This window comes from Arthrobacter sp. P1_B9 (assembly GCF_056406495.1).
The window spans coordinates 39,918-64,441 of record NZ_JBFUAA010000021.1; the positions used below are offsets into that span (position 1 = coordinate 39,918).

Here is a 24,524-nt window from a genome sequence, read left to right on the forward strand (position 1 = left end):
TCGTGGGTCTATGTGGGTCCCGGGGAGCCGCGCCATGACGACCGGCGCGCGTTTGGCCCGACCAGGCGCCGGGCGGCCTCGGCGATATGTTCGGCGTCGATGCCTGCCCAGGCGAGGAGCTCCTGCCCGGTTCCGGACCCGGGCATGCCGTGCACGGCGAGGTGCGTGATGGACAGGTCACTCGGCGGTGCCGTGAGCAGGGCATCCTTGACCGCTGATCCCAGGCCTCCCTCGATGCGGTGGTCTTCGGCGATGATGACGCGGCCCTGTGTCTCGCCGGCGGCGGTGAGCAGTGTTTCTGCGTCTATGGGCTTGAGGGAGTAACAGTCAACGACGCGGGCCCGGATTCCGTCCGCGTCGAGGATGTCTGCTGCCTTAAGCGCTTCATGAAGGGTGACCCCTGCCCCGACGAGGGTAACGTCGTCGTTGCCGGAGGACCGCAGGAGCTTGGAACCGCCGACCGGGAACTGCTCGGAGGCGCTGTACAGGACGGGGTAGGTGCCGCGGGTGGTCCGGAGATAGCTGATGCCGGAAGTTTCCGCCATGCGCTGCACCAGGGCGGCCGTGCTGGTCGCGTCCGCAGGGTACAGGACGGTCGAACCATGCACGGCCCGGAACATCGCCAGGTCCTCCAGCGCCATCTGGGATGGACCATCGGCGCCAATCTCGACGCCGGAGTGCGAACCGCACAGGCGAAGATCGGCGCTCGAGATGGACCCCATGCGGATGAAGTCGTAGGCGCGGGTGAGGAAGGCCGCGAAAGTCGAGGCGAAGGCTTTATATCCCCGGCTGCTCAGTCCCGTGGCGGCGGCGATGAGCTGCTGCTCGGCGATGTACATCTCGAAGAACCGGCCGGGAAATGCCTTCGCGAATTGGTCCGCATGGGTGGAATTGCTGACCTCGCCGTCCAGGGCAACAACGGCGGGATCGATGCCGCCGAGTGCTGCCAAAGCGTCGCCGTAAGCCTTTCGCGTAGCGACCTTCTCGCCCACTGTGTAGCTGGGGAAGGTTGCGCCGGGAGCGTCGATGCGTGCCTTTGACCCTTCTTCCGGAAGAGGGCCCCGCAATGTCAGGGTCCTTGGACCGCCGAGTTCTGCAATAGCCTTCTCGGCCATGTCGGGCGGTAAGGGTTTTCCATGCCAATCCGGGCTGTCTTCGATCTCGGCGAAGCCTTTGGCCTTGATGGTCTTGGCGAGGATGACAACGGGCTTGCCTTCAGGTGCTTCTGCCGCAGTGGAAAAAGCCTCGTCGATGGCGCTGAGATCGTGGCCGTCGATGACGATGGCCTGGGCGCCGAAAGCCTGGACCCGGCGGGCATAGGACTCCATGTCCCAGCCGAGTTCGGTCTCGCCCCGCTGTCCCAGCCGGTTTACGTCGACGACGGTGACCAGGTTGGTCAGGCCATAGTGGGAGGCCTTGTCCAGGGCTTCCCAAATGGAGCCTTCCGCCATTTCGCTGTCGCCACACAGCACCCACACCCGGTAGGGGAGCCGATCCAGGTATTTCCCGGCGAGGGCCACTCCGACGCCGTCCGGAAGTCCCTGCCCCAGCGAGCCCGTCGCGAAATCTACCCATGGCAGTGCCGGCGTCGGATGTCCCTGCAGGCGCTGGCCGAACCGGCGGTAGCCGGTCATGAGCTCATCATCGGAGACGACGCCGACGGCCTTGAAGACCGAATACAGCAGGGGAGAGGCATGGCCTTTGGAGAAGATCAGGTGATCGTTCGTGTCCAGATCCGGGTTGTCCCAGTCGTAGCGCAGATGACGGCTGACCAGGACAGCCAGCAAGTCTGCGGCCGACATGCTCGACGTCGGATGGCCGGATCCGGCGGACGTGCTGGACCGGATGGAATCCACCCGGAGCTGCGCAGCGAGTTCAGCGACCTGTGAGAGGTCCTCGCCGACGTTTTCGTGGTTTGCCGCGGGCATGGCGGTGTCCTTCGTCGATGGAACTTGCCGGATCCCTGCAGGGTCTCGCCGGAGGGAGAGTAAGTCAAGACTCTCCGCCCAACACCGGCGGGCACTGCCGGTCCGGATGCACCGGTGCACCCACGCACATCGATCCCCCCGACTGGACCCCGCGCTGCCACCCCTACCGCCATGCGGTCAGGCAGGGCCACCCGGAGTGCAGATGGCCGGCCACTGCGCCATCGAGCCTGCGACCGGCAAGCTCAATGCCGGGGCACCCCGGTCTTGCGCTGCTGCCCGTAACACCGTCAAACCCAACTTCTACGCCGGCCTGATCGGCGATGGACTCCAACGTGACCGGCGCAGCGAAGCCATCGGCATCCTCTCCGCCAACCGGCGTTCCGCCGGGCGCCCGGACCCGGTCGGCCAGTCTCCCGGCAAAGGGAATACCCGGGCGATGGTGTATGTTGCAGTTCCGTCAGAGAAGAACACCAGAAAGAGAAACACCTCAGTGGCTACTGATTACGACGAAGTACGTTCCGACGTCAAGGAATCCCAGGACAGGTCCCTGGAAGCGCTGCAGTCCGCCAGCGCACCAGATGCCCGCAGCGTCATCCGCGAACTGGACGAGACCGACGCACTGGATGAGGCCATGACCCCCGGCGGGGAGTTCGTTGCCGAGGAACTCATCGTCCAGGTCATTCCCCAGGCCAAGGACGAGTTCACCTGCTACTCCTGCTTCCTGGTCCGGCACCGGTCCCAGCTCGCGCGAGAACGGGACGGCCACCCGTACTGCATCGAGTGCGCGGGATAAGACATGCCGCAAGCTATCCGGTCGCGCAAAGGAGCGATGCTTCAAGTTCAACGCGCTCTCTCGCACCCATGCTCCGCGCGCCCTGCGCTGACATCAGATTCAGGCACGCAGGCCAGGCTGTGAGCCAAGGGCACGGCCAGCCCCAGTAGCCAGTGCTGCAGGTCAGGCTGCCAGGACTGGCGACAGGGCCGCGGACACCGCGGTGTTCTGCGTCAGGAGGCTGATCTGGTAGTCGTGCTGGCGAGGGTCGACGTGCACCGGCAGGTGATGCGACTTTGCGCACGCACGAAGCTCTCCCATGGCGTCGGAGTCAGTCTGTGCGCGCGTCACATCGAGTTCCAGCGACAGTCCTGAGGCGAGCGAGCTGGCGCGCTGGACCACGCCGTAGAGGCCATTGAGGTTCTGAACCGTCACGTGGCCCTGGACCTTGACGTGGGCCTTGGCGCCATCGAGGTCCACACGGACCAGCACCCGCAGCTTCTCGTTCACACACTTCTCCGCTCTAAAACGGGCCACCGCGCTGTGGCCCTCGACAACGATAGACGCAATGTGACCTGGATAACAACAGATCAACCTGAACAGGGCGCAACCGTGCGGAGGGACGACCGCGGCGCGCACGGCCATTAAGGACTCCGGGGCAGTGCACGGGCGCTTCCGTCCAAGTTCCGGGCGGCGAGGACAGCTTGAGGTGCGGCCTGAGGTGCCCAAGCAGGTCCGGCCAATGGCTCGGGCGAGGAACAGCCACAACTGCGCGGTCATCACCCAGCCTCTTCGCCGCGGACGAGCCTGCCTTTGATCTTGCGGATCAGGCCGAGCTGCTGGGCGCCTTCACGCAGCAGGAGCCCGGGCACGGTCTGGTCCTCGCGGTTGCCTTTGACGATCCAGTCCCGGACCCGGTCGAGTTCGGTCATTTCCTCATGGACCTCGGCCGGCGGCCCCCATCCTCGCAGCGGTGAGGGCTAGGCCTCGGGGCCGATGCGGCGGGCGAGCCAGCGGTAAGGGGCGGTCATCGCCTCGGCGACGTCCCTGTCCACTAGTGCGGCCCGTCAAGGCCTGCCCCGGCCAGGTAGGAGCGGAACTCGCGGCGAATGCCCGGAGGCAGCCGATGCATCAGTTCTTGGAGCACTGCTGGCTGCCGGGATCCGGTCCGTTGACAGCAACGGACGGGAAGAGCAGTGCCAATTCGTGGTTGATGGCAGCGATATCCAGCTGCGCCGGCGCTGCGTTTCCGCCTCCTTCTGTCAGATTGAGATCCAAGACCGGTAACCGGTGGGGTGCAGAAAACGCCCGCTGGACCCTAATCTGACAATATTTGGTTGGCCGCCTGACGTCAGTCTGGGGTGTAGCTAACCCTGACAGGGCGTGCTGCATATGTGCGGCATGAGTAATCGGTGATATCGGACTCCTAAAAGGCCTGGTCCTCGGTGGGCGAAGGGAATCAATCGTGGTGAGCAGCCTTCTCACGCTTAGATCATGGAAATGCAGCGGCGGTTTTACTGTGGTCGTTTCCGGAGGAGAAGCACCGCCAGGTCGCGGACTACGGCGTCGATGGAAGCCCTACGGCTTGCGTGCTTCGCGCCGGCGGGCTTTTCGTGGCGTGCTGGTACCGGTGTTTGTTCGCCGGTTGGCTGAGAAATCCGGCCTACATCGGTATGGATGGGGTAGTAAAAGATGAGGTCGGTGCTCCGTCGACGGATGGGGATCTCGGGTGGCAGCGTGGGCTCCAAATGTTCTGGGCCGTCGTGGCAGTGTTGGACCGCACACGGGTACATCACGCCCAAGAGGGCCACGCTGTATTCCTGGGCACGATAGTGCTGCGCCGCCCAGTGGGTCGTGGAGAAATAGCTTGCGCCACTGCGCAATGCTCCCTTCCTGGCAAGGGCCCTCATTGTGTTCCTTTCTGACATCACGATTGTTCAGCTGTCCCTGACCGTGGGTTGACGTGGTTATTGGAGCGAACAGGCTTGGGGAAATCTCTTCGGCTGCCTTGGAGTTCCAATGCCGGCGGGCTCGTCCTCATTTTTCACCAGTTTGGCCCCGTCACCTCGCAGCTCCGGCGTCCGTGCCCACGACGGCGCTGCTGGCGGCATGGTTCCTCATACGGTCCGCCAGCACGTTGCTCTGGAACGTCAGAGTTCTTTGAGAACCGTTGCCAGGCGCGCGTGCCCTACCTCAATCCTTTCTGGGGTTTGCGATGCGCAGCAAAGTCGAAGTGCATTGCCGAAACTTCCGGAAACCGAGAAGGCGCGACCCGGGATGAAGGCTACGCCTTGGGCAACTGCAACCTCGAACAGTTTTGAAGTGTCAATCGCGTTGTTGAAGGTGACCCATAGGAAGAAGCCGCCCTCTGGATTGGTCCACGTGGCTAGTGCCGTCGGCCCAGGGAATGTTAATGGCGGAGACTGAAGGCGTTGACATGTCATCCTCTTTTCTTGTGGCGGCTATTGAGCTGTGTATCCGCCGTCTATGGGCAACGAGGTGCCGGTGATGTAAGAGGCTTCATCCGAGGCCAGATATGCCACGGCTCCGGCCACGTCGCTTGGAAGTGCAAGCCGTTTAAGGGGGATTTGGTCAACAACCCTTGCTTCGGCCGCTGCTGGATCTGCATGCGTTTCCAGCCACTCGTCGTATAGCGGTGTCTTTGTCATGCCTGGGGCAACGGCGTTTACTCGGATGTTGTAGGGGGCTAGGTCCACGGCTGCAGCCTTCGTCAGCGCCAGCATTGCTCCCTTGCTGGCGCTGTAAATCCCCATGGTGGGCACTCCGATTGAGGCCAAACGTGAAGTGATGTTGATGATCGATCCGCCAGTGTCCTGCATGGTTCGGGCGGCCGCTTGCAGAAGGCGGATGGCAGCGAAAGTGTTGACTTCGAAGACTTCTCGGATCTCCTTGTCGGGAACTAACAGAAGGTCTCCCGTATGATCGACCGCGGCGTTGTTGACCAGCACGTCGAGTCGACCAAAGCGTGAAACTGCTGCGGAGGTGAGGGCATTGCCTGATTCTTCGTCTTTGATGTCCGTGGAATAGAAGTGCAGATGGGAACCGAGTGCCGCTTCAAGTCGTCGCCCTCGCTCGATTGACCGCCCGGTTGCCAGCACCTGGGCTCCTTCGGCTACCAGTCTGCGGGCGATTGTTTCCCCGATACCGGAAGTAGCGCCTGTGACCAACGCGACTTTGCCCGCTAGGCGGGCGTTGGAAGTTGATTGCGATAGCACTTTGAATCCTCTCGTAGGCACATTTCGTGCGTGCCAGATGTCTCGCCTCCGCTTTCCAAGCATTCCCTATCGTTTGGTGCTCTTCCGGGGTACAGGTTTTGATTCCTTAGATGCGATGGCCGCAGTTGACTGCTACGAGTACGCGCGCACTGTCGACTGTGTTTGGAGTGGGCAGGCTGGTCCCTGCTCACCGTCAGGAAGAGGCCGTGTTTGTACCGCTGCGGGTAATTTCCAGTGCCTGGGCGGCCAGTGTCAGGTGTTCGGGAGGAATGGCCGCCACCAGGCCGCCGAAGTTGTCTGCGTTGCGCCCGTCCTCGAGGACAAAGACGCGTACCACTTTGGGTTCGTCTACCTGCTGCCCAGGTTTCGCTGGAACCCGAGGCCACGTCCGGTGAGAATGACCACTCCTTTGTTACACGGTGCCGATAAGGGCCCATGTGTCGGGGAAAGGGGGAGGACCGCTAGGAGTGTCAGGTGGCGTCTGAGCCGTTGTGGTTCGTTGTCAGGAGAAGGAATCGAACCCTGAAGTACAGGGGCAGGCAACGAACAGAGTGGGAAACCGGGATTTGCAGCAGTCGGTTTGGCTCTGTGATGGGCAGCGGAAGGCCGGCAATTGGGTGCACGGCCGCCGGGCGGCGGTCTGCTTCGGCGGTCTGCTTCGGATTACCCGTGGAGGCGATTTTTATCCTTTGACCTTTATTTAGTGGGGATTGCTGAGGACCTGCGCTCCGAGGGGTCGCCTCAATCAGCTCGTGTATTCCAGGATGCTGATCAATTGCCTGAAGCCCGCGGCGTGTGCCCGGCTGAGTTCGAGTGCAACCGGCTGCGGGCAAGAGGAAAACTTCGCTATTACCGTGTCGCTGACGGGGTCAATCCAAATGAATTGGCCGTGGATGCCTGCAGCGTAGACCGTGCCTCGGCTATCTCCGGGGACCCACCACTGGTTCCGGTAGGAGCCGTTGGGGTGGACTTTCTGGTAGCCGGTTCCTCTGGCCAGTTGCGGGTCTCCGCCGCGCATCGTGTCGTTGATCCACCATGATGGGACGACCGTTTGCCCGCTGGCTTTCCCCTCGTCCAGCATGAGCTGTCCGATCTTGGCCAAGTCTCGTGCGGTACAGGCGATTCCTCCGTTCGCAAATGCGAAACCACCGGAATCAGTGGTGATGAGTGCATCATCGAGTGTCCCAAGCTGGGACCACAGTTCGTCGGAGACGACTTCGGCGTATCGCTTGCCGGTGACGTTCTCGATGATCCATGCCAGCACGTCTGTACCGGCTGAGCAGTACTGAAATGATCGGCCGTGTTCTCCGACAGCTTGGAGGAGTGTGAGGAATTCGTAAGTGTCCTCTGGGTCTGTTTCGAGCTTGGGGCGCCAGCCGGCGATCCTATCCTGCTGCTGGACTTCAGCGGCCGCGTCCAGGTAGTTCTCGCTGTACCGGACTGCGGCGGTCATGTCGAGTACTTGGCGGACCGTCGCGTTCCCGTAGGCGCTTCCCTTCAGCGGCGGGACGTAGTGGTGGACAGGCTGTTGCGTGTCTATGAGTCCCCGGCCCACCAAAATACCCATGGTAAGCGCGCAGACGGATTTGGAAACAGACATCAGGACGTGCCGGTCGTGCGGCTGGAAAGAGCCAAAATAGCGTTCCAGGACCAGTTTCCCGTGTTGAAGTACGACGATGGCATCTGTGTGCGTGGATTCCAGGAACTCCTCAACGCTGTGCCACCTCTCCGCGTGTTCCGGTGTGGCTGACTCACTTCCAGTAGAGGGCTCGGATGCTCTGCCTCGACGGATCGTTGCGGTAGTGATGAGTTCGCTGATGTGAGCGAAGCCCCAGCGATTGAATGGGCTTTCCTGCCAGTTGTCCAGGGTGACGTGCTCATTGAAGTCCTGGCCGGCATAGCGGTCGATCTTGCCGGGGCTGGTCAGAAGGGAACCATTTGCTGTTGTCTCTAGCATGTCTAGTCGCTGCCTTGCGTGGTGAGGGTGGGGAGGGCGTGGGAGTCTGCCAATTCGGGCCGGCCGCGCCCTGGGGCTGCCTCGAGGAGTCTGCGGGTGTAGTCGTGCTGTGGATCTGTGAAGATCCGTTCGGCTGGTCCGCTTTCTACGATCTTTCCGGTCTTCATGACAGCCACCTCATCGCTGAGATAGCGGACGACGTCCAGGTCGTGGGAGATGAGCAGATATGTGAGCCCTTTTTGTTGCTGCAGGTCCTGGAGCAGGTTCAGAATCTGGGCTTGGACGGAAACATCAAGGGCGCTGGTGGGTTCGTCCAGGATCAGGAGACGGGGAGAGGTGGCCAGGGCGCGTGCGATGCCGACGCGTTGGCACTGTCCTCCGGAGAGCTGGTGCGGGAGCCGATGGGCGTGCCCGGCTCCCAGCCCGACCTCGTCCAGCAGATTGTTTATTCTTGCTTGGAGGGCCTGCCCTGTCAGGGCAGTGTGGGTCCGGAGGGGCTCTGCCACTGAAGCGCCGATAGTCATTCGTGGATTCAATGATGCCACTGGATTCTGAAGTACTATTCCCATCCGGGAACGGATGGTCCGCAGTGCCTTGGGTCCGAGTTTGCCGAGGTCATGTCCTTCAAAGACAGCTCGCCCGGATGTTGGGCGCATCAGCTGCATGGCGCAGCGGGCGAGGGTACTTTTGCCGGAGCCGGACTCTCCGACAAGGCCGTAGACCGTACCTTCCTTGATGCTGAGGGAGACGTCGTCGACTGCGGTGAAGACTCGTCTGTGGTGCGGGAACGTTTTGACGATGTTTTCGAGCGTGAGAACGTTGGTCATAGTTCGCCTTCCTGGAGGCAGGCGACTGCCTGGTGTGGCCCGGTCTCGGTGAGCAGCGGGTCGGTGAGCGAGCAGTCGGTGACTGCATGTGAGCAACGGCTTCTGAAGGCGCACCCGGTGAGGGATAGGAGGTTTCCCGGCACTGTTCCAGAAATAGCGTTCAGTCGCTGGCCGTGGGTTCGCCCTGCTGGGATGGCGCCCAAGAGGCCGCGGGTATATGGGTGGCGTGGATTGTTCATGACCGCTTCCACAGGTCCGGTTTCGATCACCCTGCCTGCGTAAAGGACCGCCACGCGGTCACAGACATCGCGGATGATGCCAAGGTTGTGGCTGATGAGCAGCACACCGAACCCGAACTTGTGTCGGAGTTCGTCAATGAGGACCAAAATTTGCCGGGCAACAGTAACGTCAAGAGCCGTTGTGGGCTCATCCAGGATCAACAGCCGGGGCTGGCGTAGCAGAGCCATGGCAATCATGGCCCGCTGCAGCATCCCGCCGGACAATTGGTGCGGATAGCTGCGGTAGACCCGTTCAGGGTCCGGAAGGCCGACCAGGCTTAGGTGACGTATGATTTCAGCTTTGCCTTCGGCCCTCGAGATATGCCGGTGCCGGGCCAGGACATCGCTGAGTTGGCGGCCAAGCGTGAAGACGGGGTTGAAAGCAGTCCCGGGGTTCTGGAATACGATGGCCGCCGAGCCACCTGGTTCTGACGAGGCCTGTAAGGGATCGTTGCCGATGGTCACTTGCCCCGTGCGCCGTGCACCGCGTGGAAGGATCCCCAAGGCTGCGAGTCCTGTCAGGGACTTGCCGCACCCCGTTTCCCCCACCAGGCCGAGGATTTCACCGGCGGAAACATCGAGGTCTATCCCGCGGACGGGGCGGTTGGTAAGCCTTCCCCGGTCGGTGAATTCGACGTTGAGGTCGCGGATGCTAAGTACATGTGTCATCGCTTTACCTGCCTGGGGTCAAGGAGGTCGCGCAGCGAATCTCCGAGGAGGTTGAATCCCAGGACGGCCAGAAAGATGGCCAGCCCCGGAAAGGTGGCTATCCACCAGGAACTGAATATGAGCCCGCGCCCTTCGGCGACCATCAGGCCCCAGTCTGGCAGGGGCGGTTGCGTTCCAAGGCCGATGAATGCCAGGGACCCGGCGGCCAGGATCACAGTGCCGATGTCGACGGTGGCTTGGACGAGGATGGGCGTCATGCAGTTGCGAAGTACATGGCGGCTGATGATGAGCAGTTGCGGAATGCCCATGGCGCGGGCTGCTTCGACATAGGAGCGTTCCCGAAGGGATTTTGCTTCCGCTCGTACAAGGCGCGCATACCAGGGCCACCAGCTGATGGCCAAGGCGATGCCGGCGTTGGTGAGGCTGGGCCCAAGGATCGCAACGGTCACCATGGCCAGGAGCAGAGGCGGGAAGGCCTGGAAGATCTCGGTCACACGCATCAAGGCTTCGTCGAGCCAGCCACCGCGATATCCGGCGACAGCGCCGAGGGGAATGCCGATGAGGGCCGCGGCCGCGACAACGACGGCAGAGATGGTCAGCGCCGGGTTCGCGCCCATGATGATGCGGCTGAGGACGTCACGACCGAGTTGATCGGTGCCGAGCCAGTTCAAGGCGTTGGGAGCGAGGTTTCGGTCGGAGGCATTGGTCGCCCCCATGCCCTGATCAGGGAAAGGTGCCAGCCATTGCCCAAAAACAGCAAGGATTACGACAAGGACTATGATCATCGCGCCAACAGCGGCCAAACGGTCACGGCCCAGGGTCTGTTTAAGTAGTTTGATCGGTTTGAGGGTGGCCTGTTCTCCGGCCGGCCCGGAACGGGTCGGGGCGGAGATTTGGGTCGTGGGGCTCATGACATGCTCACTCTGGGGTCGATTCGGGATTGCAGGATGTCCACCAGAAGGTTGGCCAGCAGGTATGCTGTGGCGCCCATGAGCGTAATTGCTATGATGGCTGGGTAGTCCACTGCAAGCATGGAAGATGTAGCGAACTGCCCAATTCCTGGCCAGTTGAAGACAGCTTCGACGAAGAATGTTCCGGTCAGGGCGTAGGCGGCAGCCATTCCGGCGATAGACAGGACTGGTGGTAGAGCATTTTTCAGGGCCAGGCGCCAACGGATGGCGGTCTCCCTCAGACCGTAGGCCCTGGCGGTGAAGATGTAATCCTGGTTCATGACATCGAGCATGGCGGCCCTGGTCATTCGTGCAACGAGTCCGAGGGGATATGCGGCCAAGGTGAGGGCCGGCAGTATCACGTGCTGCAACCCATCGGTGAAGGCCACGCCGTTGCCGGTGATCATGCTGTCTAACAGGGGAAGCCCGGTCACGTGAGAGATGGGGTTGGAGTATTTGATGGAGTTGCTGAATTGCCCAGTGGCCGGAAGTATGCCCAGCCCCCCAACGAACAACAGTTGAAGGAGCAGTCCGAGCCAGAAGGCGGGCACGGAAATCCCTCCGATGGAGAGGAAACGGATTGCTCCGTCGATGAATCCGCCGGGACGGCGGGAGGCAACAACGCCCAAGATGACCCCTGCCGAAACAGCAAGAACCATGGCAAACCCGATGAGTTCCAATGTGGCTGGGAGGCGGGTGAACAGCTCATCCAACACGGGGCGTTTTGTGGCCAGAGACTGGCCCCAGTCCCCGGTGATCAGCTTTGCGACGTAGTCGAAGTACTGTTCGAGGATCGGACGGTTAAAGCCGAGGTGCTCCCGGACCCTGTCCAGCTCGGCTGGGGGCGCCTTCGGGCCGGCGTAGATGACGGCCGGGTCGCTGGGAACGATGCGGGCAAGGATGAAGACGATCGCGGTAAGCACGGCGAGAACCAGCACCGAGGTGATGAGCCGCCGGGCGACGAAACGCAACATGGTTCTCCTTTTCTTGATTGGTGTGGCGGGATGGGCGGGCAGGGCAAGGGCCCGGGCTTTGTTGGTGCAGCCCGGGCCCCTGCCTGCGTCGTATCGTTTAGGCGGCGCGTTTGATGGGGGCGAAGAAGGCCGTGAACGGGTAATTTTCGTTGTAGGGGGGAACTTCCAACCCGGCCGGAACGACTGAGACTGTGCGCGCATCGTAGAGGAATGCGGCAGGTGCTTCCCTATAGAGGAGGTCCATGGCTTCCTTATAAATGCCCTGGGCTGCGTCCCTGTCCGTTCCCGTCAAGGTTGCCGCCTTGTCAACCAAATTGTCGTACTCCGGGGACTTCCAATAGCTCAGGTTGAAGGATGGCTTTTCGCTGGAATGGAACAGCGTCGTGAGATTGTCGCTGCCGGCGTCGCTGTAAGTCGGCCAGTAGTTAAGTACAAAGATGTCCTGGGCGCTCTGAGGATCAGCCTTTGCGCTGTCCCATTGCTGGTTGAAAAGTTCGGCTTTCACGTCCAGCTTCACACCGATTTTGGCGAAGGCGTCCTTGATCAGCGGCACGAACCGTGCTTCCGCGGGATTCTCGGAGGCGTAGGTGAGTTTGAGGTTCATGCCGTCGGCATGACCAGCTGAGGCCAATAGTTGCTTGGCCTTTTCCAAGTCCTGGGAGTACTGCGGGACGTCCTGGCTGTAGGGGAAGATGCCGCTGGGAGCAGGGCCGTGGGACTGCGTGCCGTAGCCCTGCCCGCCGATGTCAATGATCTCTTTGTACGGAATCGCGTAGCTGAGCGCGCGGCGGACCTCCGGGTCGTTGAGTGGTGCGCGGCTCGTGTTAAACATGGCCAGGAAGTTGAACGGTGAGTTGAAGTCTTTCACCGTGAACTTCGGATCGCTKGCCAGGGTCTTGACGTTTTCCAAGGGAATGTTGGTCGCGTAGTCCACCTCACCTGCGGTCAGCATCTGCTGGGCCGTGACTGCATCCGGGGTGATAGAGATGTCGACAAAGTCGACGTGCGATGCAGCCTTTTTGTTCCAGTAGCCGTCGTACTTCTTCAGCACGACCTTAGAGCCGGGCTTGTAGGAGTCGATGGTGTAGGGGCCGGAGCCCGCGTCGATTCCGGCCTCGAAGTACTTGTCATTCTTGGCGGATGCGGCCAGGGCCTTCGGGGCAACGATCCAGGCGCCGTAGGTCGAGGAGGCGACGAGGTCCATCGGCGCAGCGTACTTCAGCTGCAGCGTGACAGTGGAGTCGTCCGGGGCGGTAACGCTCTCCACCGGTGCCCAGATGAAGGATGCGGCTGCATGGTCCCTGGCAGCGTCGATGCTGGCTTTGACCGCCGCGGCATTGATCGGCTCGCCGTCGTGGAAGGTGGCTCCGGAGCGGATCTTGAATGTCCAGGATTTTCCGTCGGCAGTGGCGCTCCAGGACTCGGCTATTGCCGGGGAATACGCTTCTGCGGAACCTGCAGGGTTCTTCCAAAGCAGGGGTTCGTATATGTTGCCCATGTAGAGGGCTTCGGTGGAAAACGAACGAACCGGATCCCACGTAGTAATGGCTGCAGATGCGGCCACAGAGAAAACGTCGGGGCCGGAAGAAGCTTTGGGTGCGGCAGGACTGCATCCCGCCGCGCTAAGGGCAACGACGGCGGCTGTGGCCGTGACAAGCACAGTCCGAGCCGGGTGTGGAAATGAGAGTGCCAACAGAGACTCCTTGAAGAAGGGAGGAAAGTGTGACGAGTCTAACTAAGCGCGACTATGCCTGGGAAATGCCTATGATGAGTAAAACTCATACCTTGGAGGCATAGTGGACTTGAGGCACCTGACATATTTCCTGAGCATCGTTGATGAAGGATCAATCAATGCTGCGTCACGCTCTTTGAGGGTGGCCCAACCATCCTTATCCCGGCAGCTTCGCTCCTTGGAGCAGGACCTGGGACTCACCCTCTTCGATAGATCAGGAGCAAAATTGTCGCTGACCGCGGCGGGCACTGCGTTTCTGCCCATCGCCAAGGACCTGGTCACCCGCGCCGCCCAGGCCAAATCATCCGCACGGGCGATGGCCGGAGGTTCGGTGCAACGGCTTACGATAGCGGCAGCCTCTGCCACCATCGCCGACATCATCGCCCCTTTCATTGTTTCGCAGGGGCCCGATGGAGTCCTGACCAATGTTGTCGAGGCGACCCCCGAGTTTGTCTACCATGCGCTGCAGGAGGGTAAGGCTGACTTAGCTCTGGGAACAAAGCCACCACCATCCGAGCTCAAATCGGTTGTAGTTGGCAGGGCGTTCCTTTGGGCCCAGTGCAACGCCAAACACCCCCTTGCCGGGAGGGAGAAAATCAGCCTCCAGGAACTCGTCCAATGGCCTCTCATAACCATGACAGCCGATTTTGGTGTCCGCACAATGTTCGACGATGCTGTTAGCACTGAGCGCCTGACCTACACGACCGGATTTGAAGTACGCTCCGCCCGGATCGGCCAAGCCTTGGCAGCCGCCGGCAAAGGCATCTGCGTACTCTCGGATGATCCGAGTTTTGGGGTGCACGCCATGCCCATCACTCATCGGGGAAAGGACCTCGTGTTCACTCTCTTCGGCGTCTGGAATCCGCTGCATTTCGCCGCGCCTGCCATAAGGGAGTGCCTGCAGAACCTTTCACGTTTCACCTCGGAGCTGTACCCCGCCGCTCGAATATAGAAGGGATGCAATCCTCAACTCTCGGCCCTGGTGGTTGACCGGCCCCCGAACCCTGATTGCTAAGGGCTCACGGGATTCGCGGGGCGTGGCTCCAGGGGCAGTGGCCATCGACAGGAGCTCTCGAAGCTACTTCCGCTCCCTGGAAAATGCCGATACCGGACCTATCGCGAACTGGGGGAGTGATCGAACCAGGCACTCTTCGCGCGCAGGAGGCTGGGTGCGAGAGCCTGGCTAGTCTTCCTGGACTTCTTTCAGGACCGCACGCGCAGCTGCCGCGTCGTGAAGCTCGGCAGGTACTTCTCCTGTTCTTCGATCTTCCGGCGGTAGAAGCCGTGGGCGGCCTGTTTTGTGATCCCCAGCGATTCGCGGATCTGGGCCCACGTCGGTCCGGATACCGCGACATCCTTTGGGGTCAACGACCTTCGAGGACTGCATCGCCGGAGCATACCGACGCACCGGGGTGCGCGCCCGATGAGTGGCGCCCGTCAACTTGCGTGTGTCCGCTGTTGCTCGGGGAGTCAGCTGAGCTGCAAGTTGTTGCCGGTCTTGGCTTTGACCATGTTCGTCGCGTAGCTGATCAGGAATTCGTACTCGTCTTCCGGCGTCAGGTCGCCGAGGAGTACATCCATAACGAGGCCGTCCTCGAGGGCTACGAAGCTCCGGGCCAAGAATCCGGCTGGCGCTGAGAGGGTGAAGGCATCCTCCTGCGCGCCTCGTTCCAGGATCCCTTTGTAAAGGTTCGTTTGACGCTCCACGAACGCCATCTGCTGCCGAGCGGCTGCCTCGTTGCGCAGATAAACTGGGATGAGTTCCACGAGGATCCGGGAAGCGGTTTCGCTTTCCCCGGGCCAAGGTACGCCCGAGTGGATGCAGGCCCTCAGTTGCGCTTCAGGGTCTCTTTCGGCTTTGATGCGGGCCTCCCGGCGGTCACAGTACTCCGTAACTCCTTGATGGAAGACCTCGCTGAAGAGCTCGTCGACGTCCCGGTAGTAGTACAGCACCGCAGCCGGGGTGACGCCCGCTTCGTTGGCAATGTCGGAAAGGCGGGCCGCTGATGACCCTCTGTCCAGCAGGACTCGTCCTGCTGCTGCTACGAGTTGATCCCGGCGGGCTGTCTGATTCCGTGGTCTTGCCATGCTCACCATGCTTTCACACTGGCCTCGAAGTGACCCTTGACACACCCAGGTTCGTTAATTATTCTTTAATTAATCTTTAGTTAATGAAATCTCCCACGCTAGGAATGCTACCGTCATGACTCGACTTCTCCCTCTGGCTCTTGTGCAATCACCCGCCGAGACCTTGACTGATTTTGCTGCTGGTCTCGAGCGAAGGGTCAAAGCGCATGCCGTCGCCGACCTTTTCGTTTACCCGGAGCTTCACTTGAACACGGTAGATTCTGCCGGGTTTGTGGACCGGCAGGCCTACATGGACGCCTCGGCAGAACCTCTTGATGGCCCACGCGGCCGTACCCTTGCTGAGCTCGCAGGAGACCTTGGGATCTGGCTTTTGCCTGGCAGCGTGCTTGAACGTGGTACGGACGGGCATATCTACAACACCGCCGTTGTCTACTCTCCACAAGGAAAAGCAGTAGCCGCGTACCGAAAGATCTTTCCCTGGAAGCCCTATGAGACCGTTTGTTCCGGTAAGGACTTCGTGGTTTTCGACATGACCGGCTACGGCCGCGTCGGGTTGTCGATTTGCTACGACGCCTGGTTCCCCGAACACAGCAGGCACCTGGCCTGGATGGGGGCAGAACTCGTCCTCAATGTTGTCCAGACCCCGACCAACGATCGTGTGCAGGAAGTTGTTATCAGCCAGGCCAACGCAATCGTGAACCAGAACTTCGTCGCCAGTGTGAACGCCGCGGGCCCCCACGGGGTCGGACGTAGTCTTCTGGTTGACCCTGAAGGCCGCGTGCGAATTTCGGCAACCGGGCCCGAAGACGCGACATTGGTCGATGTCATCGACCTGGACCAAGTAGGGAACGTCCGCCAATATGGCACAGCGGGCGTCACCCGCCCCTGGGACCAGTTCGCTGAAAACGACGACGCAATTCCATTGCCGCTCTACGCCGGCCAGCTTGATCCCCGCCTGTGGCGGCAGACCAACGCCCAGTCAACCCTGACCAACCTCAGCACTGCCCCAGCCCAAGGAACTCCCCATGTCCGCTGAGAACATTAAACTTACCCCCAAGCTGTCCCTGCTGTCGGTCGTCGTGTTCGGCTTGGCCTATATGGCTCCGGGAATCGTAATGACGATCTTCGGTATCATCTCCTCCACCAGCGACGGAACAGCCCCGACAGCATTCGCCCTCGCCACCGTCGCGATGCTGCTGACGGCCCTGAGCTACGCGAAAATGGCAAAGATCTTTCCGAACTCGGGATCGGCCTACGTGTATGCACGACGGCTCCTCGATTCCCGTGTCGGTTTCCTCGTCGGGTGGGCAATCCTCCTCGACTACCTCTTCCTTCCCACCGTGGCCTGGCTGTTCCAATCGTTCTACCTTGCAGCGCAGTTTCCCGGCATCCCCGTCTGGGCCTGGCTCGCTCTCAACGCAGGACTGACAACGATCATCAACGCCACGGGCATCGTGCTCGCTGACCGTGTCAATAAAACGCTGACCCTTCTGGTTGTTACCCTCATCGGGATCTTCATCGCCTACTGCCTGGCCTACCTCGGCGGAAACCCACCCGCGTCGTTCACAGACCCCTTCTGGAACAATGCCACGACGGTCGGCGGCGTCGCTGCCGCAGCCGCTATCGCGGCCTACGCCTTCCTGGGATTCGACGCCGTCAGCACACTCAGCGAAGAAACCAAAAACGCCCAGCGCAACATTCCCCGCGCGATCCTCCTGACCGTCCTCGTCGGCGGAATAATCTTCGTCGTGGTCTCCTACATCATGCAGCTCGTTCACCCAGGCGGAGACTTCGAGCACGCAGCGACCGCAGCATACTCCATGCAGGTCCTCGTCGGCGGGCAGTTCTACGCCAACATCACCAACATGCTCTTCATCATCGGCGGGTTCGCATCGGGCCTCGCCATCCAGGCCAGCACCAGCCGACTCCTCTACGTCATGGGCCGCGACGGAGTCCTACCCCGCAGGCTCTTCGGACGCCTCCACCCCCGAACCAAAACGCCCATCTTCAACCTGGTCCTCGTCGGTGCCGTGGCCATGCTGGCACTGAACATCTCCTTGGAAACCGCAACCTCCTTCATCAATTTCGGGGCCTTCCTGGCATTCACAGCCGTCAACCTCTGCGTCATCGCCTACTTCATTCGAAACCACCGGCAAGGCAAAAAGCTTTCGGTCATTGGCTTCATCGTCCTACCAATACTGGGCGCCGCCGTCGACATCTACCTTCTAACCCAGCTCAGTCCCATCGCCATCACCATCGGCCTCTGCTGGATCGGTCTGGGCGTTGTTTATCTAACCTTCCTCACTAAAGGATTCCGCAAGGAACCACCAGAGATGCGTCTCCACGACCGCGACGGCCAGCCGGACGAACCCACCAAGGAGGTTCAGCACCCAAACACTGACGACACGCGGTCAGCCAAGCAGAATGCCACCCAGGCGCCGCGCACCGAAATCTAAAACCCCGAGGAGCCATAAGGACGGGCCCGGACACCAGCCTCCAGGCCCGTCCCTGTGTGTGGCGTACGCGATCTCAAGAAGCGGGACCTTGTCAGCTTCATTTGCCACCGTTCCCTTGTCACGGTGGGGTGCTCTCCAAAGTCCGTACCGTTCCGAGTGACAACCCACTGCATCCCGGGCCGCGAACCGCAACCCGGGATGCAGTGCAAGTTCGGGGGCAAACCCCCGGTCACGAGCAATCCGATCGGGCGAGTCGGCCATCACTGAAAACCATTTCTTCGTCCCCAAGAGCCGATTCGCTACGTGCCCACATCATGAGCATCAAATCAAAGACGATATAAAGAGCAAATCAGGAGTCCAATGATCACCACGATCGAGGCCGACCGCTACTTCCACATCACAGGCCTATCCCCGACGGAAATCGCAGACAGTATCAACACGGCTGTAGAGATGGCCCGTGACCACTCGATGACTGAAGGATGGCAGGGCATTCTCGTCACCCGCCACGGACCTGACAATTACACAGTGAACCTCAGCGCTGACGTTCCCTACGGAGTAACAGTGGAACGGGACCTGCCCAACAGCAACAAGCCCTAAAAGTGGGGACGCCGGGAGTGTCCGTTTAACGGTGGATCCGCGGTTGGCATTCAATTGATTCTTCCTTCGAAGAAGATGGCAAAGGCGTTCAGTGCCGGCTTCCACCGTGTGGCCCATCGTGCCCTGCCTTTGCCCTTCGGGTCCAGCGCCCTGGTCGCCAGATACAGGCACTTCAAGGCCGCCTGCTCGATGGGGAAATGGCCCCTGGCCCGGATCGCGCGCCGGTAGGGGGCGTTGACGGATTCAATGGCGTTCGTGCAATGCCGATAATGGACCTTTCGTCGAGCAATGCGTGGCAGGGGAGAGGCTGCGTAATTACCAGTAACGATCAGCCCGTCCATGGCGTAGTATTCGCTATCGGCCGCAGGACGGACTCACAGACTCCGGTAGTGACAGGCTCAGTTACCTTTGCCAGGCCGGCAGAACAGTTGAGCAGAACGATTGTGCAGACAGTGTCTGCACAAAATGCCCCGTTCCTGACGGGGAGCGGTGCCGAGCATCAGCTGTGAATTGCATTGTTGATGCGGTTAACGGGCTACGTCGTCGTTGAGCTCAGGACGGCAAGTTCCAGCCCGAATACGCTGGCAAGCTCAACTTCTACGTCTCACTCGTCGATGACGTGCTCCCAGAGGCGCACGCCATTTGCTACCCGCGCGGTCATGGGCGGGCTGTGAAAGACTCCACTTTTGCGGGGTCCCGTTCAATGACGGGGTCCAGGATGTGGTCGACCTGTGCCAGCAGGGCGGGGTCCAGTTTCACTCCGGCTGCGGTTGCGGTGTCTTTGAGCTGGTCCGGGCGTGAGGCTCCGACGATGGCTGCTGAGACGTTGGGGTTTTGCAGTACCCAGGCGACGGCGAGTGCGGGCATGGACAGGCCGGCGTCCGCGGCGAGCGGTTTGAGCTGCTGGACTCGGGTGAGGATGTCGTCGGTCAGGTAGCGGTTGTCTGACTTGAGCTTGCCGTTCCCGCCTGTGAAGCGGGATGCTGCCGGGGCTTCTTGGCCGGGGACGTATTTTCCGGTCAGGACGCCCTGGGCCATGGGTGACCAGCAGATCTGTCCCAGGCCCAGCTCCTCGCAGGTGGGGACGACTTCTTTTTCGATGACCCGCCAGAGCAGGGAGTACTGGGGCTGGTTGGAGATGAGGTGGATGCCCAGTTCCCGGGCGAGGGCGGCGCCGGCGCGGATTTCGTCCACGGTCCATTCGGAGACGCCGATGTACAGGGCTTTTCCTTGCCTGACGACGTCGGCGAAGGCCTGCATGGTCTCTTCCAGCGGCGTCTCGTAGTCGTAGCGGTGGGCCTGGTAGAGGTCCACGTAGTCGGTCTGCAGCCGCTTCAGGGAGCCGTTGATGGATTCCATGATGTGCTTGCGGGACAGCCCGCGGTCGTTCCGGCCCTCGCCGGTGGGGAAGTAGACCTTGGTGAAGATCTCGACGCTTTCGCGCCGCACACCGGCTAGCGCTTCACCGAGCGTGTTTTCTGCCCGGGTGCCGGCGTAGGCGTCGGCGGTGTCGAAAGTGGTGATGCCCAGATCCAGGGCCTGCCGGACGCAGGCCGTGGCGGCGTCCTGGTCGATCTGCTCACCGTGGGTGACCCAGTTTCCGTAGGCCAGTTCGCTGATGTACATCCCGGATGAACCAAGTTTGCGGTATTCCATGCTGGTGCCTTTCATATCTGGTTTGCTGCGGCCGTATTGCAGTGTGCGGCTGCGTCGTGTGGGACGCCGGCCTATACCAGGGGCGTGATCCTCAGGCTCTCGAATGTGGCGGAGCCGCCGTGGGCGTAGATGGAAACTCGGGTGCTTGTTTCGTCCGGGAAGATCAGGTCCGTAAGCACCAGTTCGCCGTGTTGGGCGAAGACCTCGACGGAGCAGTGGTCGACGTAGATCTTCAGGCTGTATCGGCCGTCCCGGGCGCTGATGGGGGCGGTGTCGACGGAGGCGAATCCACCGTGGAAGCCGGTGTCACCAGAGGCCGTCCGGTCGAGGATGAGGCGGCCCTGGGCGGGGTTGATGCCGATTCGGGTTCCTTCCGTGCCGCTCCCGCGAACGACGAGGCCGAATTCTTCGGCCGTCCCGGCCGTGAACTCGGCTTCAATGAGCTGAACCGTGCCCGTGGCGGCTGGGATCGGGCGTGTTTCCCCGGCCAGATGGACGGGGCCGTCCTGAACAGCCGGCTCCTGATCGCTGCATACGGCTTCCTCTACGACGTTCTGGACTAATCTGGTGCGGCCGCCAACTGTGGCCAGGGAGAGTTCCCGGGGCAGAGACATGGGGCTCCGCCAGGGTGAAGTCGGGATCTGATTGGCATAGTCCCAGTTGTTCATCCAGCCGATCATGATCCGCCTGCCGTCGGGGGCGTCACTGAAGGAGACGGCGGCATAATAGTCCCGTCCCCAGTCCAGCCAGTTGTACTCCTGAAGGCGGTCGGGGTCCTGCTCCCCGCTGGTGATGATGGAGTCGGAGGTGAATTGGACGCCGTCGAAGTCTCCTGTGAAGTATTGCCCGGCTGAACCGCCGTTCGGGCCGCCGGGATTCAGATTCACCGTCAGAACCCATTTCATCTCCAGTGGATTGCCGTCCACCGGCAAAGCAAACAAGTCCGGGCATTCCCAGATTCCGCCTGTGGCGTTGACGGGGCCGAAATCGCTAAGGTGTTCCCAGGTTTTCAGGTCATCGGACTTGTGGAGGACTACTTTGTAGTCGTGGGCTTCGACGGCCGCCATCACCCAGTAGGAGCCGGCCCCGCCGTCATAGCGAAAAACCTTGGGGTCACGGAAGTTGGCCGAGTTGCGACTGAGCACGGGATTGCCCGCGTATTTTTTCCAGGTGAAGCCGCCATCCAGACTGTAGGCCAGCGACTGGGCCTGGACGCCGTGCAGCGGCGAGGCTTCCTTGTAGGCGCTGGTGTAAATGGCCACCAGCGGGGGCGCCGATTCGGTGCCGAACCCGCTGCAGTTTTGGCTGTCGAACACGATGCTGCCGGAGAAGATGTCCTCCTGCTCGTCGCAGGCAATCGCGACAGGCTGTTCGGTCCAGTCGGTGAGGTTCTCCGACGTGGCGTGGCCCCAGGACATGTTTCCCCAGGTGTTTCCGAAGGGGTTGTTTTGGTAGTAGAGGTGGTAGAGGCCCTGATGGTAGATCAGTCCGTTGGGATCATTGAGCCAGGTGTTTCGGGCCGTGTAATGCAGGGCGGGCCGGAAGGCTTCCGGGTGTGTGGTGGTCACAGCCGTCATGGGAGGTGCACTCGTTTCAATTTCGGGATGGGGCAAGGAAAGGGCCAGGATCTGACGTGATCGTCAGATTGGCCGCGGTGTTGGAGACGGAAAGTGGTGGTCAGCTGACCGGGGCCCGCATTTCTGCCAAGGAGGGCAGGTCCGCCCCTGGACGGCCCACCGTAATGGCGGCTGCCATGGATGCCATGCGGGCGATCTGTTCGAGAACGGGCGGAGCCAGGCCCTCGCGTCCTCTGGTCAGAAGCCCCAGGATGAGGGTCGCCATGTAGGCATCTCCTGCCCCGATGGTGTCCGCGACAACGGTTGCCACGGATGGGACGCTGAAACATCGAGACGGGCGAGTCGGTAGGCCACGTTGGCGGGGGAGCCCCCCGGGTGCTCGGTGACGCCGTTCCCCGTGTGGACCACATCGACAAGTGCTTCGCCGACAACGACCACCTCGGGTAGGGCGGACAGTGCAGCAGAGGGGTTCATCATGGGATTCTTTCTGGTTTTCGGCAGCCAATGGAGCTGTGCGGGTCTGATTCCGCGGGTAAAGCGGCCTCTCGGACGGCGGATTTGGGGCCGTCAGTGGGCGGATTCCGGCACTTTCAGCGCCCAATGGGATTTGGTCAGGGTGACCCGCTCGCCGGTGCCCCGGGCAGCGTTCCGCCCTGTGGCGTCCCTCTTCGGTGGGCGAACGGTCTGGGTTCTGCGGGCGTCGGGTACGGCGGAGAGCAGCAATTGTGTGTACGGGTGATGGGGGGCGGCCATCAGCTCGATGCTCTCGCCACCCTCGACCAGGTCCCCGGCGCACATCACCATGGTTGTGTCTGCGATGTAGCGTGCGGATGCGAGGTCGTGGGTGATGTAGAGCATGGACACGCCCCGTTCATCGCGGAGTTTGCGCATCAGATTGAGAATTCCGATGCGGACCGAGACGTCGAGCATCGAGGTGGGTTCGTCGGCCAGTATGATTTCGGGTTCCACGGCCAGGGCTCTGGCGATGGCGACGCGCTGCCGCTGTCCGCCGGACAGCTGATGGGGGTATCGGTCCAGCATCTGCTCGCCCAGACCGACTGTTGCCATTAGTTCACGCAACTTGAGTTTGAGGGCCCGCGGGCTGTCGTTTTCTCCGTGCAGCTGCAGGGGACGCGTCAGGAAGTGCTCGATGCGGTGCGCCGGGTTGAGGGATCCGAAGGGATCCTGGAAGACCATTTGGACCTTGCTGCGGTACTTCATCGACGCCCGGCGGCGTTCGGTGGAAAAAATGTCTTGTCCGTCGAGGATGAGCTGGCCACCTGTGGGCTGCTCGAGGCGGGCAAGGATCCGGGCGATGGTGCTCTTTCCGCTGCCGGATTCCCCGACGAGTGCCACAATCTCGCCGCGGTTGATGTCAAAGGAGACGTCGTTGACCGCACGTACCGTCGAACGGAACGGGAAACTTCCAAGCTGATAGTCCTTGCTCAGGTTGCGTACCTGAACCAGTGGCTCGGTCGCCGTTCCTGGGCGGGACGAGGTGCTGTGTGCGGGGCTCATCGGCGTGACCTTTCGCGGGGGACGACATATCCGGGTACGAGCAGACAGGCTGCCTCGTGGTTTTCGGCTCCGGGAAGAAGCGGCGGTTCGATGGTGCGGCAGGAGTCGATAGCAAGCGGGCACCGGGGGTGGAAGCTGCATCCGGTGGGGGGATGGGCCATGTTCGGCGGGGCGTCCGGGATACCTATCAACTCCACTCTCGGTCCGGTCAGCGGAGGAAACGCTCCCATCAGGGCGTTCGTGTAGGGGTGGAGAGGGTTGTCCAGCATTTGCTTCGAGGGAGCCACTTCGACCAGCTTTCCTGCATACATCACAGCCATGCGGTGGGAGAGCTCGACCATGAGCGAGATGTCGTGGGTGATGAACAGAATGGAAAAACCCAGCCGCTGCTGAAGTTCTTTGATCTGGTGCATGATTTCCTGCTGAACGACCACGTCCAGGGCAGTGGTGGGTTCATCCATGATGAGGAGGGAGGGTTTAAGTGCCAGTGCTATCGCGATCACTGCCCGCTGGCGCATTCCGCCGGAGAGCTGGTGCGGGTAGGACTTGAGCCGGTCGGGGCTGATGTCGACAAGTTTCAGAAGCTCTGCGGCGCGTTCGCGGGCGGCTTTCTTGGGCATCTTTTCGTGGGTGGTGAAGACATCGACGATCTGATCTCCGATTGTCATGACGGGGTTCAGGGAGTTCATCGCGCTTTGGAAGACCATGGAGACGTCGCGCCAGCGGGTGCGTCGCAGTTCTTCCTCGCCCAGGTCCAGGAGATTCCTTCCAGCGAGCTCGATGGAACCGCCCGTGATTTTTGCCGGGGTCTGCAGGAGACGCATGATCGCGTTTGCGATGGTCGACTTGCCGCAGCCTGATTCACCGGCGAGCCCGAACACTTCTCCGGCGCCGATGTCGAAGCTGACACCATCCACGGCGGTGACGTTTCCGCTTTCCGCCGTGTATTGAACCTGCAGGTTCTTCACACTCAGCACGGGGCCGACGGCGGCACGGCCGATGTTTCCCCGGTCCCGTTCAGTCAGGGTTTCCATCTGTCAGCCTTTCTTTTCCACGCGCAGGCGAGGGTTGGTAATTTCATCAACGGCGTAGTTGATCATGGCCAGGGCAAATGCGACGACGGCGATGGCGACACCGGAGGGCAGGAGCACCCACCAGTCGCCGGTCATGAGCGCACCGTCGTTGTTGGCCCAATAGAGGTTGGTTCCCCAGCTGACGGACCCGGTATCGCCGAGCCCCAGGAACTCAAGGCCCGCCTGGGCCCCGATGCCGTAGATGACGCAGCCCAGCAGGGTGCTCATCACGATGG

General features: G+C 61.4%; 23 protein-coding genes and 3 pseudogenes. 5 read left to right on the forward strand and 21 right to left on the reverse strand.

The genetic code is table 11. The annotated features are described in order from the left end of the window. Positions 1-8 precede the first annotated feature (8 nt). The gene (locus AC1D1A_RS20250) at positions 9-1,928 is read right to left on the reverse strand and encodes a transketolase (protein WP_476860264.1); all 1,920 of its coding nucleotides are present in this window, start codon (positions 1,926-1,928) and stop codon (positions 9-11) included. Positions 1,929-2,418: 490 nt separating this feature from the next. Here AC1D1A_RS20250 and AC1D1A_RS20255 point away from each other — a divergent pair, with 490 nt between their 5' ends. Beyond that, the gene (locus tag AC1D1A_RS20255; RefSeq protein WP_476858068.1) at positions 2,419-2,721 is read left to right on the forward strand and encodes a DUF4193 domain-containing protein; all 303 of its coding nucleotides are present in this window, start codon (positions 2,419-2,421) and stop codon (positions 2,719-2,721) included. Positions 2,722-2,883: 162 nt separating this feature from the next. Here the strand turns inward: AC1D1A_RS20255 and AC1D1A_RS20260 are convergent, their stop codons facing one another. The 11 genes from AC1D1A_RS20260 to AC1D1A_RS20310 form a co-directional block, all read right to left on the reverse strand. Beyond that, positions 2,884-3,210 (reverse strand): hypothetical protein, encoded by a 327-nt coding sequence (locus AC1D1A_RS20260; RefSeq protein ID WP_230008574.1) that lies wholly within the window; start codon positions 3,208-3,210, stop codon positions 2,884-2,886. Positions 3,211-3,479: 269 nt separating this feature from the next. After that, complete coding sequence (locus tag AC1D1A_RS20265) at positions 3,480-3,632, reverse strand: hypothetical protein (RefSeq protein WP_230008575.1); 153 nt, start codon at positions 3,630-3,632, stop codon at positions 3,480-3,482. A 1,218-nt stretch (positions 3,633-4,850) separates the two neighbouring features. Continuing rightward, on the reverse strand, positions 4,851-5,144 hold the full coding sequence (locus AC1D1A_RS20270) for an aminotransferase class I/II-fold pyridoxal phosphate-dependent enzyme (RefSeq protein WP_308288903.1): 294 nt from the start codon (positions 5,142-5,144) through the stop codon (positions 4,851-4,853). Between the two features lie 18 nt (positions 5,145-5,162). Continuing rightward, positions 5,163-5,999: an SDR family NAD(P)-dependent oxidoreductase gene (locus tag AC1D1A_RS20275; RefSeq protein ID WP_476948563.1), complete on the reverse strand. Its 837-nt coding sequence runs from the start codon at positions 5,997-5,999 to the stop codon at positions 5,163-5,165. 130 nt (positions 6,000-6,129) lie between these two features. Then, a complete protein-coding gene (locus tag AC1D1A_RS20280) occupies positions 6,130-6,273 on the reverse strand; it encodes a hypothetical protein (protein WP_230008577.1) in 144 nt (47 codons plus the stop codon). 408 nt (positions 6,274-6,681) lie between these two features. Next, positions 6,682-7,893 (reverse strand): serine hydrolase domain-containing protein, encoded by a 1,212-nt coding sequence (locus tag AC1D1A_RS20285; protein WP_476858042.1) that lies wholly within the window; start codon positions 7,891-7,893, stop codon positions 6,682-6,684. A gap of 2 nt (positions 7,894-7,895) precedes the next feature. Next, on the reverse strand, positions 7,896-8,720 hold the full coding sequence (locus AC1D1A_RS20290; RefSeq protein WP_476858043.1) for an ABC transporter ATP-binding protein: 825 nt from the start codon (positions 8,718-8,720) through the stop codon (positions 7,896-7,898). Further along, on the reverse strand, positions 8,717-9,667 hold the full coding sequence (locus AC1D1A_RS20295; RefSeq protein ID WP_476948564.1) for an ABC transporter ATP-binding protein: 951 nt from the start codon (positions 9,665-9,667) through the stop codon (positions 8,717-8,719). The genes AC1D1A_RS20290 and AC1D1A_RS20295 overlap by 4 nt, the downstream gene beginning before the upstream one ends. Further along, positions 9,664-10,578 (reverse strand): ABC transporter permease, encoded by a 915-nt coding sequence (locus AC1D1A_RS20300; protein WP_476858045.1) that lies wholly within the window; start codon positions 10,576-10,578, stop codon positions 9,664-9,666. Before AC1D1A_RS20300 ends, AC1D1A_RS20295 begins: the two co-directional genes overlap by 4 nt. After that, positions 10,575-11,588 (reverse strand): ABC transporter permease, encoded by a 1,014-nt coding sequence (locus AC1D1A_RS20305; RefSeq protein WP_476860269.1) that lies wholly within the window; start codon positions 11,586-11,588, stop codon positions 10,575-10,577. The genes AC1D1A_RS20300 and AC1D1A_RS20305 overlap by 4 nt, the downstream gene beginning before the upstream one ends. 100 nt (positions 11,589-11,688) lie before the next feature. Next, positions 11,689-13,155 carry an ABC transporter substrate-binding protein gene (locus AC1D1A_RS20310; RefSeq protein WP_476948565.1) on the reverse strand — a complete coding sequence of 489 codons (1,467 nt, stop codon included), beginning with the start codon at positions 13,153-13,155 and terminating at the stop codon, positions 11,689-11,691. A 232-nt stretch (positions 13,156-13,387) separates the two neighbouring features. Between AC1D1A_RS20310 and AC1D1A_RS20315 the strand changes: the two genes are divergently transcribed. Beyond that, positions 13,388-14,275, forward strand: a complete 888-nt coding sequence (locus tag AC1D1A_RS20315) for a LysR family transcriptional regulator (RefSeq protein ID WP_476860270.1) — start codon at positions 13,388-13,390, stop codon at positions 14,273-14,275. A 251-nt stretch (positions 14,276-14,526) separates the two neighbouring features. On the opposite strand, the gene AC1D1A_RS20320 is transcribed toward AC1D1A_RS20315, so the two are convergent. Further along, entirely contained in the window at positions 14,527-14,691 is a 165-nt protein-coding gene (locus AC1D1A_RS20320; protein ID WP_476858049.1) for a hypothetical protein, read from the reverse strand. Positions 14,692-14,793: 102 nt separating this feature from the next. Then, positions 14,794-15,411 (reverse strand): TetR/AcrR family transcriptional regulator, encoded by a 618-nt coding sequence (locus tag AC1D1A_RS20325; RefSeq protein WP_476858050.1) that lies wholly within the window; start codon positions 15,409-15,411, stop codon positions 14,794-14,796. Between the two features lie 115 nt (positions 15,412-15,526). Here AC1D1A_RS20325 and AC1D1A_RS20330 point away from each other — a divergent pair, with 115 nt between their 5' ends. The 3 genes from AC1D1A_RS20330 to AC1D1A_RS20340 all read left to right on the forward strand — a co-directional run bounded on the left by AC1D1A_RS20330 (position 15,527) and on the right by AC1D1A_RS20340 (position 18,464). After that, positions 15,527-16,447: a carbon-nitrogen hydrolase family protein gene (locus AC1D1A_RS20330; protein ID WP_476858051.1), complete on the forward strand. Its 921-nt coding sequence runs from the start codon at positions 15,527-15,529 to the stop codon at positions 16,445-16,447. Further along, complete coding sequence (locus AC1D1A_RS20335) at positions 16,437-17,867, forward strand: APC family permease (protein ID WP_476948566.1); 1,431 nt, start codon at positions 16,437-16,439, stop codon at positions 17,865-17,867. The genes AC1D1A_RS20330 and AC1D1A_RS20335 overlap by 11 nt, the downstream gene beginning before the upstream one ends. A gap of 360 nt (positions 17,868-18,227) precedes the next feature. Further along, positions 18,228-18,464 (forward strand): hypothetical protein, encoded by a 237-nt coding sequence (locus AC1D1A_RS20340; protein ID WP_230012749.1) that lies wholly within the window; start codon positions 18,228-18,230, stop codon positions 18,462-18,464. Positions 18,465-18,514: 50 nt separating this feature from the next. On the opposite strand, the pseudogene AC1D1A_RS20345 reads toward AC1D1A_RS20340, so the two are convergent. The 7 genes and pseudogenes from AC1D1A_RS20345 to AC1D1A_RS20375 form a co-directional block, all read right to left on the reverse strand. Next, positions 18,515-18,721, reverse strand: a pseudogene (locus AC1D1A_RS20345) (transposase); the annotation flags it as partial. Between the two features lie 400 nt (positions 18,722-19,121). Further along, the gene (locus tag AC1D1A_RS20350; RefSeq protein ID WP_476858053.1) at positions 19,122-20,120 is read right to left on the reverse strand and encodes an aldo/keto reductase family protein; all 999 of its coding nucleotides are present in this window, start codon (positions 20,118-20,120) and stop codon (positions 19,122-19,124) included. A gap of 71 nt (positions 20,121-20,191) precedes the next feature. Continuing rightward, complete coding sequence (locus tag AC1D1A_RS20355) at positions 20,192-21,697, reverse strand: glycoside hydrolase family 32 protein (RefSeq protein ID WP_476858054.1); 1,506 nt, start codon at positions 21,695-21,697, stop codon at positions 20,192-20,194. A gap of 100 nt (positions 21,698-21,797) precedes the next feature. Continuing rightward, positions 21,798-22,019: pseudogene (locus AC1D1A_RS20360) on the reverse strand (PfkB family carbohydrate kinase); the annotation flags it as partial. 245 nt (positions 22,020-22,264) lie between these two features. Beyond that, positions 22,265-23,215 (reverse strand): ATP-binding cassette domain-containing protein, encoded by a 951-nt coding sequence (locus tag AC1D1A_RS20365; RefSeq protein ID WP_476860275.1) that lies wholly within the window; start codon positions 23,213-23,215, stop codon positions 22,265-22,267. Then, the gene (locus AC1D1A_RS20370) at positions 23,212-24,249 is read right to left on the reverse strand and encodes an ABC transporter ATP-binding protein (protein WP_476860276.1); all 1,038 of its coding nucleotides are present in this window, start codon (positions 24,247-24,249) and stop codon (positions 23,212-23,214) included. Before AC1D1A_RS20370 ends, AC1D1A_RS20365 begins: the two co-directional genes overlap by 4 nt. Before the next feature lie 3 nt (positions 24,250-24,252). Continuing rightward, positions 24,253-24,524 (reverse strand): annotated as a pseudogene (locus tag AC1D1A_RS20375) (ABC transporter permease); the annotation flags it as partial.

Coding starts and splice junctions, on each gene's coding strand:
- AC1D1A_RS20340 (WP_230012749.1), top strand. CDS start 18,228: ATGATCACCACGATCGAGGCCGACCGCTACTTCCACATCACAGGCCTA.
- AC1D1A_RS20300 (WP_476858045.1), bottom strand. CDS start 10,578: ATGAGCCCCACGACCCAAATCTCCGCCCCGACCCGTTCCGGGCCGGCC.
- AC1D1A_RS20295 (WP_476948564.1), bottom strand. CDS start 9,667: ATGACACATGTACTTAGCATCCGCGACCTCAACGTCGAATTCACCGAC.
- AC1D1A_RS20325 (WP_476858050.1), bottom strand. CDS start 15,411: ATGGCAAGACCACGGAATCAGACAGCCCGCCGGGATCAACTCGTAGCA.
- AC1D1A_RS20290 (WP_476858043.1), bottom strand. CDS start 8,720: ATGACCAACGTTCTCACGCTCGAAAACATCGTCAAAACGTTCCCGCAC.
- AC1D1A_RS20350 (WP_476858053.1), bottom strand. CDS start 20,120: ATGGAATACCGCAAACTTGGTTCATCCGGGATGTACATCAGCGAACTG.
- AC1D1A_RS20275 (WP_476948563.1), bottom strand. CDS start 5,999: ATGCTTGGAAAGCGGAGGCGAGACATCTGGCACGCACGAAATGTGCCT.
- AC1D1A_RS20355 (WP_476858054.1), bottom strand. CDS start 21,697: ATGACGGCTGTGACCACCACACACCCGGAAGCCTTCCGGCCCGCCCTG.
- AC1D1A_RS20330 (WP_476858051.1), top strand. CDS start 15,527: ATGACTCGACTTCTCCCTCTGGCTCTTGTGCAATCACCCGCCGAGACC.
- AC1D1A_RS20265 (WP_230008575.1), bottom strand. CDS start 3,632: ATGACCGAACTCGACCGGGTCCGGGACTGGATCGTCAAAGGCAACCGC.
- AC1D1A_RS20285 (WP_476858042.1), bottom strand. CDS start 7,893: ATGCTAGAGACAACAGCAAATGGTTCCCTTCTGACCAGCCCCGGCAAG.
- AC1D1A_RS20270 (WP_308288903.1), bottom strand. CDS start 5,144: ATGACATGTCAACGCCTTCAGTCTCCGCCATTAACATTCCCTGGGCCG.
- AC1D1A_RS20335 (WP_476948566.1), top strand. CDS start 16,437: ATGTCCGCTGAGAACATTAAACTTACCCCCAAGCTGTCCCTGCTGTCG.
- AC1D1A_RS20365 (WP_476860275.1), bottom strand. CDS start 23,215: ATGAGCCCCGCACACAGCACCTCGTCCCGCCCAGGAACGGCGACCGAG.
- AC1D1A_RS20370 (WP_476860276.1), bottom strand. CDS start 24,249: ATGGAAACCCTGACTGAACGGGACCGGGGAAACATCGGCCGTGCCGCC.
- AC1D1A_RS20250 (WP_476860264.1), bottom strand. CDS start 1,928: ATGCCCGCGGCAAACCACGAAAACGTCGGCGAGGACCTCTCACAGGTC.